The sequence below is a fragment of the Paeniglutamicibacter sp. GQ140 genome (assembly GCF_059759235.1).
This window is the reverse complement of the sequence record NZ_JCAXDW010000014.1, coordinates 22,515-36,913: the sequence shown is the minus strand read 5'-3', so window position 1 is coordinate 36,913 and position 14,399 is coordinate 22,515. Positions and strand designations below refer to the sequence as shown.

General features: G+C 66.1%; 14 protein-coding genes and 1 tRNA gene. 4 read left to right on the top strand and 11 right to left on the bottom strand.

Features of this window, described 5'->3' with window-relative positions:
* The first annotated feature begins 134 nt into the window (after positions 1-134).
* Both AC6CHY_RS16905 and AC6CHY_RS16900 read left to right on the top strand, forming a co-directional pair.
* Complete coding sequence (locus AC6CHY_RS16905) at positions 135-338, top strand: hypothetical protein (protein WP_498227462.1); 204 nt, start codon at positions 135-137, stop codon at positions 336-338.
* Between the two features lie 71 nt (positions 339-409).
* Positions 410-1,159 carry a helix-turn-helix domain-containing protein gene (locus AC6CHY_RS16900; RefSeq protein WP_498227461.1) on the top strand — a complete coding sequence of 250 codons (750 nt, stop codon included), beginning with the start codon at positions 410-412 and terminating at the stop codon, positions 1,157-1,159.
* A gap of 65 nt (positions 1,160-1,224) precedes the next feature.
* Here the strand turns inward: AC6CHY_RS16900 and AC6CHY_RS16895 are convergent, their stop codons facing one another.
* The 11 genes from AC6CHY_RS16895 to AC6CHY_RS16845 form a co-directional block, all read right to left on the bottom strand.
* The gene (locus AC6CHY_RS16895) at positions 1,225-1,662 is read right to left on the bottom strand and encodes a hypothetical protein (protein WP_498227460.1); all 438 of its coding nucleotides are present in this window, start codon (positions 1,660-1,662) and stop codon (positions 1,225-1,227) included.
* A gap of 63 nt (positions 1,663-1,725) precedes the next feature.
* Positions 1,726-2,904, bottom strand: a complete 1,179-nt coding sequence (locus AC6CHY_RS16890; protein ID WP_498227459.1) for a tyrosine-type recombinase/integrase — start codon at positions 2,902-2,904, stop codon at positions 1,726-1,728.
* Between the two features lie 85 nt (positions 2,905-2,989).
* Positions 2,990-3,066, bottom strand: a tRNA-Pro gene (locus AC6CHY_RS16885).
* Between the two features lie 84 nt (positions 3,067-3,150).
* The gene (gene der, locus AC6CHY_RS16880; RefSeq protein ID WP_217389952.1) at positions 3,151-4,689 is read right to left on the bottom strand and encodes a ribosome biogenesis GTPase Der; all 1,539 of its coding nucleotides are present in this window, start codon (positions 4,687-4,689) and stop codon (positions 3,151-3,153) included.
* Positions 4,690-4,830: 141 nt separating this feature from the next.
* Positions 4,831-5,493, bottom strand: a complete 663-nt coding sequence (gene cmk / locus AC6CHY_RS16875; RefSeq protein WP_498227458.1) for a (d)CMP kinase — start codon at positions 5,491-5,493, stop codon at positions 4,831-4,833.
* Positions 5,493-6,596, bottom strand: a complete 1,104-nt coding sequence (locus tag AC6CHY_RS16870; protein WP_217389954.1) for a prephenate dehydrogenase — start codon at positions 6,594-6,596, stop codon at positions 5,493-5,495. Before AC6CHY_RS16870 ends, cmk begins: the two co-directional genes overlap by 1 nt.
* A gap of 4 nt (positions 6,597-6,600) precedes the next feature.
* On the bottom strand, positions 6,601-7,674 hold the full coding sequence (locus tag AC6CHY_RS16865) for a pseudouridine synthase (protein ID WP_217389955.1): 1,074 nt from the start codon (positions 7,672-7,674) through the stop codon (positions 6,601-6,603).
* Positions 7,675-7,704: 30 nt separating this feature from the next.
* Complete coding sequence (scpB, locus tag AC6CHY_RS16860) at positions 7,705-8,334, bottom strand: SMC-Scp complex subunit ScpB (RefSeq protein ID WP_217389956.1); 630 nt, start codon at positions 8,332-8,334, stop codon at positions 7,705-7,707.
* Complete coding sequence (locus AC6CHY_RS16855; protein WP_498227457.1) at positions 8,331-9,245, bottom strand: segregation and condensation protein A; 915 nt, start codon at positions 9,243-9,245, stop codon at positions 8,331-8,333. Before AC6CHY_RS16855 ends, scpB begins: the two co-directional genes overlap by 4 nt.
* Positions 9,245-10,141, bottom strand: a complete 897-nt coding sequence (locus tag AC6CHY_RS16850; RefSeq protein WP_336245137.1) for a ParA family protein — start codon at positions 10,139-10,141, stop codon at positions 9,245-9,247. The genes AC6CHY_RS16855 and AC6CHY_RS16850 overlap by 1 nt, the downstream gene beginning before the upstream one ends.
* Before the next feature lie 261 nt (positions 10,142-10,402).
* Positions 10,403-11,719: a cation:dicarboxylate symporter family transporter gene (locus tag AC6CHY_RS16845; protein ID WP_498227456.1), complete on the bottom strand. Its 1,317-nt coding sequence runs from the start codon at positions 11,717-11,719 to the stop codon at positions 10,403-10,405.
* 193 nt (positions 11,720-11,912) lie between these two features.
* Between AC6CHY_RS16845 and AC6CHY_RS16840 the strand changes: the two genes are divergently transcribed.
* Both AC6CHY_RS16840 and AC6CHY_RS16835 read left to right on the top strand, forming a co-directional pair.
* Positions 11,913-13,604 carry a sensor histidine kinase gene (locus tag AC6CHY_RS16840; protein WP_217389958.1) on the top strand — a complete coding sequence of 564 codons (1,692 nt, stop codon included), beginning with the start codon at positions 11,913-11,915 and terminating at the stop codon, positions 13,602-13,604.
* Positions 13,605-13,669: 65 nt separating this feature from the next.
* On the top strand, positions 13,670-14,380 hold the full coding sequence (locus AC6CHY_RS16835) for a response regulator (RefSeq protein WP_498227455.1): 711 nt from the start codon (positions 13,670-13,672) through the stop codon (positions 14,378-14,380).
* The last annotated feature ends 19 nt before the right edge of the window (positions 14,381-14,399 follow it).

Sequence of the window (14,399 nt, the reverse complement as noted above, 5' to 3'; positions counted from 1 at the left end):
AGCTGGCCCCGTCGCCGCAGCTATTCACTTGGATTGATCTAGACACATGAAACGCGCCTCATCCTTCACCGGGTGAGGCGCGTTTTGTGCGTTACGGGGTTGCGTACATTACCGAGTATCGCTAGACTTGGGATATGAGCAAAACACCAGACCTCAACGAAAACCTAGCCCACCTATCAAACCAAGTGCGCGCCGCCGAAGTGAAGCTAGCCGAAGCACGCGAAGCACGCGACCAACTGATTCGCAAGCAAGTCGCCTACAACGAGCGCACCATGTACGCCATCGCAAAGATCACCGGCATCACACAAGCCGGCGTCCGCAAAATCGTCAACAAGTAACCACCCAAGTAAAAGCCCCCGCGAAGACTGGCATCTTCCGAGGGCGCGACCGAATCACGGAAGGATTCGATATGCAACAGGATACCACCCAAGCAACACTCACAGTCAAAGGCTTCACCCCCTACGCACAAATACCCCGATGGATCATCCGGTCAGGAGACGCCCTCTCCCACGGCGCAGTACGACTCTACGGCGCGATCATGACCTACGCGGACAACGACACCAAAGCCGCATTCCCAGGCCGTGAGAAGTTGGCCGAAGACATCGGAGCAAGCGTCGCCACAGTCAAACGCGGCATCAAAGAACTCGAAACATACGGCGCACTCATCGTCACCCGCCGACGCAACCAGCGCACCGGAAACTTCTACTCCAACCACTACGTCTTGGTGTTCGAAAACCCGCGGGTCATCAGTGACCCACCGCCAAGAGCCATGGATGACCCGGTAACTACATCCAAGGTAACTAGACCCACCTCTTGCACGTCCGATGAATCAGACAAGCAAAACACTTTCACGGTCGAACAAAGTTCAACCGCGACAAATCCAGGAGAGCTCAGCCAAGGGCAACGCAAGATCCTCCGCGGACAACTAGTCGTCATAGGCAAAATGATCGAGGGTGGAAGAAAGTTCCATGACGCCGACGTGCAATACGAATGGGACACCTTCATTGGCATGGTCGAAGAAGCTTTCCCCGCCGACTTCGACGCGCAGTTCAGTGACTTGCTCTGGAATCAGAAGTGGACAGTCAGCGCCAAGGTCGCCACACCCTACGGTGCCGGCGTCGAGCTGAACAAGATCATCAACACCGCACTAGGCCAATAAGCACAAAGATGCCCCCGAACCTTCCGGAATTACCGGATAGTTCGGGGGCGCTTTTTTGTTCACAACTATTCACATGTGAACCGCGCCATGGGATCTTCCATGATCTGCTCAACAGTCAGCCCAGGGAACATCCCATCTGGGCCGTGAACACCTTCCGCATAATCACGCAAGCACTCAGGGTCGACTTCCGCGGCGGGGGCAGGAGTGTACGCGGGCAACTTATCAAACTCAGCCTCAGCATCACGGAACCCCTCACACACCGCCACCACATCCGGATCATCCAAATGAGCCTCCAGGGTGTCGCCCTCCAAGTCCGCGACACCCTGCGCCCACTCACGCAAACACTCGTCAAACGCCGCCGTGTCACCGCTGGGGGCCTCCGCAGTGGTCGACTGGGCAACCGGAGCCGCTGGTGATCCTGGGGCCGCAGAAGGCGCAGGAGAACCGCACGCCGAAAGGGTGAGCAAAAGACCAGCGGCCAAAATACCAAGTGAGTGCTTCATGGTTCGAGTATCATCCTTCAAAGTTAGAAAAGCAATGGGGAAAGTGGGTCGAGTTCTCATGCTTCAAGCTCTACACGCTTGCGACCCCGCGACGGCCTTCACGGGGTCGATGTCGAACAGCCCACCCATCGCTGCGCCCATCGTCTCGGCACCCCGGCGCAGCGCCTCGGGCATAAGGTGCGAGTAAATCTTGGATGTCGTATTGATCGACTCGTGGCCCATCAGGCGGGACAGGTCGAAGATGCTCATCGGCTTCTCTCCGCTCAGCATCCATGAGGCGTACGTGTGGCGCAGGTCGTGGATGCGCGGCGACTTCTTTAGGCCAGCAGCCTGTGCAGCCGCTACAGCCGGCTTCCACGCCTTGTGGAAGATCGCTTGCGAGGTCACCTCTCCCCCGGCCTTCATTCGGAACACCTGCCCATCAGCCGCACACGCCTGTACCTGGGGCGCAACAGCTCTCGCTAGGGCCGGGTCCATCGGGACGGTCCTGCGCGCCCTCTCGGTCTTCGGTGGGCCTATCGTGCGCCCGTTCTTCTGGTCGCGCTTCCATGCCTTAGTGACGCGCACCGTGTACTCGCCGCCCTGGTCGCTGAAATCTCCCGGTGCCAATGCGGTTGCTTCACTGAACCGTAGCCCGGTGCCGACAAGGAAAAGGATGAACGGGTGGAAGTGCTTGTCCATGTGTTGCAGGATTAGCGCCAATTCGGCCTTGGTGAGGAAGGTCGTCTTGTCCTCGGTGTGGTCGTTCTTTGGAAGTCGCGTGTGCTCGCATGGATTGTCTGCGCGGTACTTCTTGTAGATCGCCGTCTTGATGATCGAGTACAGGAAGCCGTGTGTATTGCTGATCGTCTTGGGTGACAGGTCTTTGCCGCGCATGTAGGTGACCCACTCGGCGAGGTCTTCTTCGGTGAGCAGGTTCACCGGCATGTCGCCCAGTGTGGGGTTGATGTGATTCTCAAGCATGCGTTCGTAGGTGTGCATGGTGTGAACGCTGATGTCGCTTAGTCGCTTGAGGTGGGTCTGTGCGACGTCTCGGATTTTGGGGCTATCAGAGGACGCGGCGAGGATTTGACGCTCTGCCTTGAGGGCGTCGTGGTCGCATGCTTCGAGCACCTTTTTGAACATCAGCGCTTGGGGCTCGGTATCGAAGGATTCGTTGTGCTGCTTGCCTTGTACGCGCCACTTCACCTGATAGGAGGTGGTGATCCCCTTCGCGTTTTTGCGGGGTATGAGACTAGCCATGTGCCCAAGTTTAACTGACCTTGGGAACGGAAGCGAGAGAAATGGGAACAGGCCCGGAAACATCTGCATGTTTCCGGGCCTGCATTGGTCGGGCTAGCGGGATTCGAACCCACGGCCTCCTGACCCCCAGTCAGGCGCGCTACCAAGCTGCGCCATAGCCCGGTTGCTTTCGCAGCCGTTCTCCCTCACTCTCGTGAAGGTGCCGTCTGCGAAAAGCTCCGTGATTACCCTACCCTATTTTTTGGGCTACTTCGAACGCTGGCGCTTTTCGCGCACTCGCATCGAGACTTCAATGGGGGTTCCCTCGAAGCCAAAGGTCTCGCGAAGCCTGCGGGTAATGAACCGGCGGTACCCCGGATCCAGGAAACCTGTGGTGAACAGCACAAATCGCGGCGGACGCGAGGAGGCCTGGGTGCCGAAGAGAATACGCGGCTGCTTGCCTCCGCGCAGGGGGTGCGGGTGCGCCGCCACAAGCTCGCCCAGGAAGGTGTTGAGCTTGCCGGTGGAGATGCGCTTGTCCCAGGATTCCAGGGCCGTGTGCAGGGCGGGAACGAGCTTGTCCTTGTGCCATCCGGTCTTGGCCGAGATGTTCACGCGCGGTGCCCACTCGACGTGTGCCAGGTCGGTTTCGATCTCGCGCTCCAGGTAGCGGCGGCGGTCATCGTCCATCAGGTCCCACTTGTTGAACGCGAGCACCAGGGCGCGGCCCGAGTCGATGGTCATCTGCAGGATGCGGACATCCTGCTCGGAGAGGACCTCGTCGACGGCCAGCAGCACGACGGCGACCTCGGCCTTTTCCAGGGCGGCCTGGGTGCGCAGCGAGGCGTAGTAGTCCGACCCCTGGGCCATGTGCTGGCGGCGGCGGATGCCTGCGGTGTCAACGAAGCGCCAGACCTCGTCTCCGAGTTCGACGAGTTCGTCGACCGGGTCGCGGGTGGTGCCGGCAAGGGTGTCCACGACAACGCGCTCGGAGCCGGCCATCTTGTTCAGCAGCGAGGACTTGCCGACGTTCGGGCGGCCGACCAGCGCGATGCGGCGCGGGCCGCCGCGCGGGATGATCCCGCCGAAGGCGGAGTACTCGGGAAGCTTGGAGACCACGGCGTCAAGCAGGTCCGCTGCGCCGCGGCCGTGCAGGGCCGAGACCGGCCAGGGCTGGCCGAAGCCAAGGCCCCAGAGGAAGGAGGCGTCGGCTTCCTGGTTCGCGTCGTCGACCTTGTTGGCGACCAGCAGCACCGGCTTCTTCTTCCGGCGCAGCATCTTCACCACTGCCTCGTCGGTGGCGGTCGCGCCGACGCGGGAGTCAACAACGAAGAGGATGACGTCGGCGATGTCCGCTGCGACCTCGGCCTGCTCGGCCACGCGGGCGTGGATGCCCTTGGCGTCGTGCTCCCAGCCGCCGGTGTCGACCACGGTGAAGTTGCGTCCGGCCCATTCGGCCTGGTACGAGACGCGGTCGCGGGTCACGCCCGGAACGTCCTCCACGACCGCCTCGCGGCGGCCCAGGATGCGGTTGACCAGCGTGGACTTGCCCACGTTGGGGCGCCCGATGATGGCCAGCACCGGCGGGATGACCTCGTCGGCGTCGTCGTCGAAGTCATCGCCCAGGTGTGCCAGCAGTTCGGCGTCCTCGGGGTCAAGTTCGTAGTCATCGAGGCCGGCCAGCAGCGCGGTGGCGCGTGCGTCGGCATCCTCGTCGCTGATTTCAGCCAGGCGGTCGGCGATGTGGTCCTCGTTGTTGAACGGGACGTACTCGGCGCCCTCGTCCGGAAGCAGGCTCTCACTCATGGTGTGGTTCCTTTGCGTTGCGTGCCTCCACCAAACGCGGAAGCCGGTATCAATTCAAGCATGTACCCCGCCTCGGCGTGCAGCTTTTGCTGCGCACCGACGCGGGGCGGTGATCCGCCGGCGGCGGATCGGGAGGTTGTATTAGTCGGCCTGGGCCTTGATGGCCTCGAGCACGGCCGTCACCGTTTGCTCGAAATCCATATCCGAGGAGTCCACGGTGGCCACCCCGTCGGCGGCGACGTGGAAGTTCACCACGGTCGAGTCCTTGGCGTCGCGGGCGAGCACCTGGGCCTCGAGTTGGGCGTTGGACTGGGTTCCGCCCAGCTGCAGGCCGCGGCGGCGCAGGCGCGCCTCCTCCGAGGCCGTGAGCAGGATGCGGGCGTCGGCGTCCGGGGCCACCACGGTGGTGATGTCCCGGCCCTCTGCCACGATGCGGTCGTGCGCGGCGATGATGGCCCGCTGCCGGGAAACCAGTTCGGCACGGGCTTCCAGGTTGGTGGCTACCGCCGAGACCGCCTCGGAGACGAAGGGCTCGCGGATCGCCTCGGTGACGTCGGTGCCGTGGATGGTGATGCGTTCCACGTCCGGGTCGGTGGAGATGAACAGGTCGGCTGCCCTGACCGCCGCGGCGACTGCCTCGGCGTCGGAAAGGTCAGTGCCGGCATCCAGCGCATGCCAGGTCACCGCGCGGTACATCGCCCCGGTGTCAAGGTAGGCGGCGCCCAGGCGGCGGGCGGTCTCCTTGGAAACCGAGGACTTTCCGCTGCCGGAGGGGCCGTCGACTGCGACCGTGATTTTCTGCATTACTGCACAACCTTCCATCCAAGTGCACTGAGCACCGTGATCAATTCTTCCCGGCGTCCGGGGATGACGGAGATGTCAACCAGCCCGACCTGGTGCCCGGCGGAGTGTTCCATCCGCAGGTCCTCCATGTTGATGCCGGCGTTCCCGACGTCGGCAAGCAGCCTGGCCACCTGGCCGGGCTTGTCCTTGACCGCGACGGTGACCAGCGCAAATGCCTGCGGCGGGGCGCCGTGCTTGCCCGGGATCCGGGCCTGCCCGGCGTTCCCCTCCCCCATCAGCTCGGCGAGGTCAAGCAGCGCGCCGGGGGCGGTGGGCTCCTCGAGCGTGCCGATGAGCCGGTCCAGGTCCTCGCGCATGCCGCGCAGGATGGGGACCAGGGAACCTGCATTGTGGCTGAGGATCTGGATCCACAGCTTCGGGTCCGAGGCGGCGATCCGGGTGGTGTCGCGCAGCCCGTTGCCGGCAAGCGCCAGCGAGTGCCCCGGTGCGTTCAGCAGCCGGGAGGCAATCAGCGAGGAGGCCACCTGCGGGAAATGCGAGATCAGCGCGACCGAGGCATCGTGCTCGGCCGCGTTCATGCGCGCGACGGTGGCACCCAGATCGATGGCAAGCGCCTCGGCGGTCTTCACCGAGTCGCCGCGCGAACCGGCATGGGCGCACACGACCCACGGCATGGAGGTGAACAGCTCGCCGCGGGCGGATGCCGGGCCGGAGCGCTCGCGTCCGGCCATCGGGTGCGTGCCCACGTAGCGGCCCAGGTGCGCCTCGGTGATGCGCGGATCCTTCCGAACGGCATCGAGGATCGAGCCCTTGACGGAGGCGATGTCCACCACGGTGGACATCGGGAAGTCGACCAGGGCCTGCGCCACGACAGCGGCGGTGACGTCCGGCGGGGCGCCGACGACGACCAGCTCGGGTGCCAGCGGGCGCCCGGGGACGTGAATGGTGCCCGCGCCGATGTCCTGTGCGACGGTTTGTGCGCTGGGCGAGGGGTCGGCAAGCCAGACGTTCAGTCCGCGCTGGCTCAACCCCAGCCCGACGCTGGTGCCCAGCAGCCCGGTGCCGATGACCAGAATCGGTCCGGCAAGGTGCGTGGTGGGCATGTGGCTACATCCCCACCATTGCCAGCAGGTGCCCGACTTCCTGGTTGCCCAGCGGGCGGATGGTGCCCTGCTTCTGGTCGCCGAGGCGGATCGGGCCGACCTGGACGCGGACCAGGCGGGTCACCGGGTGTCCGACCTCCTCGAAGAGGCGGCGCACGATGCGGTTGCGGCCCGAGTGCAGGATGACCTCCACGAGCACGTGGCCCGGGGTGGAGTCGATCAGGCGGAAGGAGTCGACCGACTGCCAGCCGTCCTCAAGCTTGATGCCCTTCTTCATCTGCGCGCCGATGCCGGCGGCCATCGGGCCGCGGACCTGCACCAGGTAGGTCTTGGGGACCTCGAAGGACGGGTGGGCGAGCCGGTTGGCTGCCTCCCCGTCGTTGGTCAGGATCAGCAGTCCCTCGGTCTGGTAGTCCAGGCGCCCGACGTGGAAGAGGCGCGACTGGCCCTGCTTGCGGATGAAGTCGGAGATGCACTTGCGGCCTTCGGGGTCTTCCATGGTGGAGACGACGTTGCGCGGCTTGTTGAAGACGAAGTACTTCATGTCGGCGTTCAGCTGCAGGCGCATGCCGTCCACGTGCACGGTGTCGCGCTCGGGGTCGATGCGGATGCCCGGTTCGGTGATGAGCACGCCGTTGACCTCGACGCGGCCGTTGGCGATCATTTCCTCACAGACGCGGCGCGAGGCCACCCCCGCGTTGGCCATGACCTTCTGCAGGCGCACGCCCTCGAGGTCCGAGTGCGCGGCGGCAGCCTGTGCCCGCTGGGTGGGTCGGGTGCGCTCGGCGTTGACCGGGCCAAGGTTCTTGCCGAAGCGTTCCTTGCCGAAGGCCTGGGGGCCGGTGTACTTCTTCTTGCCCGGGGCACCTGACTTCTTGCCCTGCTTGGGTCCGCCGTGCGCCTTTGACCAGGAACCGGTCGAGGACTCGGAACCGGATTCGGATCCCGAACGCGGGTTTGACGAGCGTGGATTTTGGTTGGAACGGCCAGCACCGGTTGCTCCTCGGCCGCGGCCGTTGCCGGAGCCGGAGCCTTGTGGGCGCTGGTTGCCGCGGCCTGGGCGGGATCCCTGGTTCATGATCTGTCCTTATGTTGTTTCGTGGTTCGCCTATTGCCAGGGCGAATCAACGTCGTATTCGTCGATGTCACCCACTCCGGGAAGATGCGGGGAGAGCCTGGGCAGCTCGGAAACGCTGCCCAATCCCAATCTTTCCAGAAAGTACGAGGTGGTCTGATACAACGTGGCACCACTTTCACCATCGTCGGGTGCTTCGTGGATCAGCCCGCGCGTCAGGAGCGTGCGCACCACAGAATCGACGTTGACCCCGCGAATCGCCGCGATCCTTCCGCGGGACACCGGTTGCCGGTAGGCGATAACTGCCAAGGTTTCCAGCGCTGCCTGGGTAAGTCTTGCCGTTTGGCCGTCGATGACGAAGCGTGAAACGAAGGGAGCAAATTCACGTCGGGAGAAGATGCGCCAGCCGCCGGCCAATTCACGCAGCTCAAAACCGCGTGGTGTATCCCCACCATCATACTGTGCCCGCAGCCTTTCAAGGGCCGCTGTGACGCGTTCCTCACTGACCTCCAGCACCTGTGCCAGGTGGCCGGCGGCGATGGGCTCGTCGATGACCATCAGCACCGCCTCGATGCCTGCCTCCAGCCCCCCGGGCAGTGCGTCGACTGCCGCCTCCGCGGCCCCCGGCACCTGCCCCGCGACGGATTCGGCTGTGTGGTTCATGGGTTTCCCCCCTGTATGGCTTGCGCAGAAGTGGTGGATGTCTCGGGCGGTTCGGCGGCCGCGGGTTCGTATTCCTCTTCCAGCGCGGCCGGATCCCAGTCGGCGTCGGGTTCAAGCCAACGCACGTTCAGCGCATCCAGCGGTGCATCCTGGGAAAAGGCGATGACCTGTTCGCGGTACATTTCCAGCAGCGCGAGGAAGCGGGCGACGACCTCCAGGTGGCTGGCTGCGTCCGCGATCAGTGCGGCGAAGCTCAGGAAGCGGTGTTCCTTCAGCAGGGCCGCCAGGATCCCCGCCTGTTCGCGCACCGAGACCGTGCCGCCGTGCAGGTGCCCGGTCCCGACCTCGGTGGGTGCCGGCGCCTTGGGCGCCAGGGCGGTTGCTGCCAGCTGCGCCAGCGCCTCGGGGGTGGTCTTGAACACCAGCTCCGGGAGCAGCGCGGCGAAGTGCGCCTCCAGGCCCGCCTGGCGCGGGAAGCTGGTGGCCTCCTCGTGCAGCTTCCCGGCGATCCAGCCGGCTGCGTGCTTGAACGCCTTGTACTGCAGCAGCCGGGCAAAGAGCAGGTCGCGGGCCTCGAGCAGGGCCATGTCCTCGTCGTTTTCGATGTCGCTGCCCGGCAGCAGGCGGGAGGCCTTGAGGTCAAGCAGCGTCGAGGCGATGACCAGGAACTCGGTGGTCTCATCCAGCGCCTTGGAGCCGGCGCGGCCCCGGAGCAGCTTCAGGTAGGCGATGAACTCGTCGGTGACCTCGGCCATGGCGACCTGGGTGATGTCCATCTCGCGCTTGGCGATCAACGAGAGCAAGAGGTCAAAGGGGCCGGAAAAGTTTTCCAGCGAAACCCGAAAGCCACCGGCCGAATCGTCGGTGACGATTCTGCCGGTGGCGGTGTTTTCGGCGGCGGGTGCCGTCATTACGGGGCGCCGCCGCGGGAGATCAGTTCCCTCGCGAGCTGGCGGTAGGCCTCGGCGCCGGGGTGTGCCGCCGCATAGGTGGTGATGGGCTCGGCGGCGACATTGGCGTCGGCGAACTTGATGGTCCGGCGGATGACCGTTTCGAAGACGGTGTCCCCGAAGGCCTCGACCAGCCGGCCGACGACCTCGCGGCCGTGCAGCGTGCGCGGGTCGTACATGGTGGCCAGCACGCCGTCGATGGCCAGGGCCGGGTTCAGCCGGTCCTGGACCTTCTCGATGGTCTCCACCAGCAGGGCCACGGCGCGCAGCGCGAAGAACTCGGCGGTCAGCGGGATGATGACGCCGTGTGCGGCGGTCAGCGCGTTGACGGTGAGCAGGCCCAGCGAGGGCTGGCAGTCGATGAGCACGATGTCGTAGTCGTCGGTGACCGAGCGCAGCGCGCGTTCCAGGACCTGTTCGCGGGCAACCTCGTTGACCAGCTGCACCTCGGCGGCGGAGAGGTCGATGTTGGCCGGCAGCAGGTCCACGTTCTCGACGTCGGTGGTCAGGATGGCGTCGCGGATCTCGGTCTTGCGGTCCATCAACACGTTGTAGACGGTGACGTCGAGCTCGTGCGGGTTGGTGCCGAAGCCGGCGGACAGGGCGCCCTGCGGGTCGAAGTCGACCAGCAGCACCTTGCGCCCGTACTCGGCCAGGGCCGCGGCGAGGTTGATGGTGGAGGTCGTCTTGCCGACCCCGCCCTTTTGGTTGACCATGGCGATCACGCGGGCCGGGCCGTGGGAATCCAGTGGCAAGGGCTCGGGGAAAATCGTCATCGGGCGACCCGTGGGTCCCAAGGGGGTGGGTTCCTTGAGCAAACCCGCGCCTCGCGACTTGCTGCCCTGTTCCTCGCTCACGGTATGAACCACGCTTCCGTTCGTTGTGCGATCTGGTTGACTACTTGTTTCAAGGGTATAGGTTGCGCACCGGGCTTTGCCCAATCGGCGGCACGGCGAGCCTTTACCTTGAAGTTGAAGTCCAATGTTATGGGCGGGCCGGGAAACCGTGCCCCGCGGCGCCGCCCCCGGCCAACGGGGCACGGAGCGCCCGGCGGCATTAACGGCACCGGCCGCCGTGCTCGCGTGGGCGAGCACGGCGGCCATGGCTGCGCGTTGGGGCTAGTGCTCGTTGGCTGTCAGCGAGAGCTCGTCGAAGGGACGGTCCCCGGCAAGCACCGCGCGGGCCTGCTCCATATCGATTTCCCTGGTCCACTTGCCGATCAGCAGCGTGGCCACGGCATTGCCGGTGAAGTTGGTCAGCGCGCGGGCCTCGGACATGAACTTGTCGATGCCCACGATCACGCCCATGCCGTCAAGCAGTTCGGGGCGGTGCGACTGCAGGCCCGCGGCCAGCGTGGCCAGGCCCGCTCCGGTGACCCCGGCGGCGCCCTTGGAGGCGACGATCATGAAGACCAGCAGGGAGATCTGCTCGCCGATGTTCATCGGCATGCCCATGGCCGTGGAGACGAACAGCGCGCTCATGGTCAGGTAGATCGCGGTGCCGTCGAGGTTGAAGGAGTAGCCGGTGGGAACCGTGATGCCCACGACCGGCTTGGAGACGCCCACGTGCTCCATCTTGGCGATCAATCGCGGCAGGGCCGACTCCGAGGAGGAGGTGGAGAAGATCAGCAGGTACTCGCGGGCCAGGTACTTCAGCAGCGCGAAGATGTTCAGCCCGGTCACGGCGCGCAGCAGCGAGCCGAGGATGACCACGATGAACAGCGCGCAGGTGGCGTAGAAGGCACCCATGAGGATGGCCATGGAGCCGATGGCTGCCCAGCCGGTGGCGCCGACGACCGCGGCGATGGCGCCGAAGGCACCGAGGGGGGCGATCCACATGATCATCATCATCAGGCGGAAGACCACGGCCTGGATGTGGCGGATGGCCCCGAGCACCGGCTCGCCGCTCTTGCCCATGGACTGCAGGGCGAAGCCCACGAAGAGTGCCAGCACCAGGGTCGGCAGCACCGGGATGTCGCCCGGGATCAGTTCGAGCAGGAACTTGACGGTCGCGTTTTCGGTTCCGCCGGCGGCACCCTCGTAGGGCTGCAGTTGCAGGCCGGAGCCCGGGTGGACCAGGTTGCCGACGAACAGGCCGATGGCCAGGGCGAAGGTGGACATGGTGATGAAGTAGAGCAGCGCCAGCCCGCCGACCTTGCCGACCGTGGCGGCCTTGGCGATCGAGCCGATGCCCAGCACGATGGTGCAGAAGATCACCGGGGCGATGATCATCTTGATCAGCGCGACGAACCCGGTGCCCAGCGGCTTGAGCGCCTTGCCCAGGTCCGGGGCCAGCAGGCCGATGGCGGCACCGGCCACCACGGCGACGATCACCATGATGTACAGCCAGTGGGTGCGGTCCTTCTTGAGCGGTGGTTCCTGGTTCTCGATGGGGTCCTTTTCCAGGACTCCGCTAGCTGCCGGCGTCGTTGCCATGATGGCTCCTTCTGGGATGTTGCTGCGGTGGGGGCGGGCGCTTCGACGCGCCGTGAGCTCTTCATCCATGGTGGGGCCCGAAGTGATCGAGATCTCCCTTGTGTTCATAATGGTCATGGCGCGCTTGTTGACGTGCCACCCTTGAGGTGCGCGATGTGCGCCGCCCGAGGACCGAGAGAAGTGGAGGCCGCCCATGCCACGAGCGGTTTTGGGATCCCCCGCCGCCACCCGGCGCGGCCGCGGGCCGTATTCGCTGGCCGCGCGCATCTTCGCCGCACAGCTGGCCCTGGTGGCGCTGGTGGTGTCGGCGGTCAGCGGCGCCGGGTACCTCAACGCCCGCGCCCAGGCCCACGACTTTGCCGCCAAGCGCGTGCTCTCTGTGGCCGAGACCCTGTCCCACGACCCGTTCGTGATCGACGCGGTGCAGGGCCCGGATCCCTCGGCGCAGCTGCAGCCCTTTGCGGCACTGATCCTCCAGCACGCCCAGGTGGACTTCGTGACCATCATGGACACCGACCGGACCCGCTACACCCACCCCACCGCCGGCGAGATCGGCCGCAAGTACGTGGGCAGCGTCGAACGCGCCCTGGCCGGGGCCAGCGAGGTGGAAGACTACCCCGGCACCCTGGGCCCCTCGGTGCGCGCCATCTCCCCCGTCCGGGACGCCGGCGGCGAGGTGGTCGCCATGGTGTCGGTGGGCGTCACCCTGCAGTCCCTCAGCATCACCCAGGCCGCGATCATCCCGGCGACGCTGCTGGTGGGGCTGCTGGCGGTGGGGCTCGGCGGCGCGTTCACCTACGCGCTGGGCCGCTACCTGCGCCGCGCCACCCTGGGCTACGGCCCGGAGGAGCTGCGCCGGCTCTACGCCTACTACTTCTCCGCCCTGCACTCGCTGCGCGAGGGCCTGGTGCTCATCGACGCCAGGGGCAGGCTGGTGCTCTACAACGACCAGGCCGCCCAGTTACTGGGCCTGCCCCCGGCCGGCTCGCTGCGCCCGCTGCCGGTGGTGCAGGTGGGGCTGCCGGAAACCGTTGCCGAGCTCTTTGCCTCCGGGAGGCGCGCCACCGACGAGATCCACCTAACGAACAACCGGGTGCTGGTGATCTCCCAGCAAAAGGCCGAGCAGCCGGATTCGGATCCCGGGGCGCGCGTGCGCTGGACGCTGCGCCGCAAGCAGGTGGAATCCTCGCTGGGCACCGTGGCAACGCTGCGCGACCACACCGAGGTCCAGGCGCTGACCGGGCAGCTCGAGTCGCTGACCACGCTCACCGAGGCGCTGCGCGCCCAGACCCACGAGCATGCCAACCGGCTGCACACCGTGGCCACGCTCATCGAGCTGGGCCGCGAGCGCGAGGCGCTGGAGTTCGCGGTGGCCGACCGGCAGGAATCCCAGCGGCTGACCGACGAATTCGTGCAGGCCGTCGACGAGCCCTACCTGACCTCGCTGTTGGTGGGCAAGGCGGCGCAGGCCCACGAACGCGGAATCACGCTGACCCTGTCCGCGTCCGGGCACCTGCCGGCCGGCGCCCTGGATGCCAGGGACCTGGTGACCATCACCGGAAACCTGCTGGACAACGCCTTCGATGCCGCGGCCGGGTCCGAGCAGCGCCGCGTCTGGGCCGATTTCGCCGCCGACGACGAATCGGTGGTGGTCTCGGTCGCCGATTCCGGGCCGGGCGTGGACCCGGATTTGCTCGACGAGTACTTCCGCCTGGGCGTCTCCTCCAAGCCGGTGGCCCCGGGCAGCGGATCGCGCGGGCTGGGCCTGGCGCTGGTGCGCCAGGCGGTCGCGCGCCTGGGCGGGTCGCTGGAAGTGGATAATGATGCCGGGGCCATTTTCACCGTGACGCTGCCGCTCTCCCCCGGGCCGCGCCCACGCCCCTGAGCACGCCGGGCCAGCACGCCCGCCCCGATCACCCCCGACGACCTAGCCCCAGGAAGCACCGGTACATGGATCCGCACAGAGACCTCCGCGTTCTCGTGGTTGACGACGAGGCCACCACCGCCGCCGCGCACGCCAAGTTTGTCGCCCGCGTCCCCGGCTTCGAGGTGCACGCCATCGCGCACAGCGGCCAAGAGGCCTTCGCCGCCCTGGATGCGGCGCAGGCGGCGGGCACCCCCATCGACCTGGTGCTGCTGGACATGAACCTGCCGGATTTGCACGGCCTGGACGTCGCGCGGCGGGTGCGCGGTCGCGGCAGCACCGTGGACATCATCGCGATCACCGCGATCAGGGACCTGACCGTGGTGCGCACCGCCATCTCCGCCGGCGTGACCCAGTACCTGATCAAGCCCTTCGGCTTCGCCGCGTTTTCCGAGAAGCTGGAAAACTACCGCAACTTCCGCCTCAACCTGCGCACCATTGGGTCCTCTGCCTCGCAGGAGTCGATTGACAACGCGTTTGCCGCGCTGCGCTCCGTGGGCCCGGCGCCGCTGCCCAAGGGGCTGATCGCCGAAACCCTCGGTGCCATCGCCGAGACCCTGCGCTCGGCGAGCGCAGCGCTCTCGGCCACCGAGGTCTCCGAGCTGCTGGATCTCTCCCGGGTCACCGCGAGGCGCTACCTGGAGCACCTGGCCGAGACCAAGGCGGTTGCCAAGGCCCCGCGGCACGGGACCCGGGGCCGCCCGGAGTATGAATACACCTGGCGGCGCACCGACTGAGGCCGCGGCCGGCGCGCGG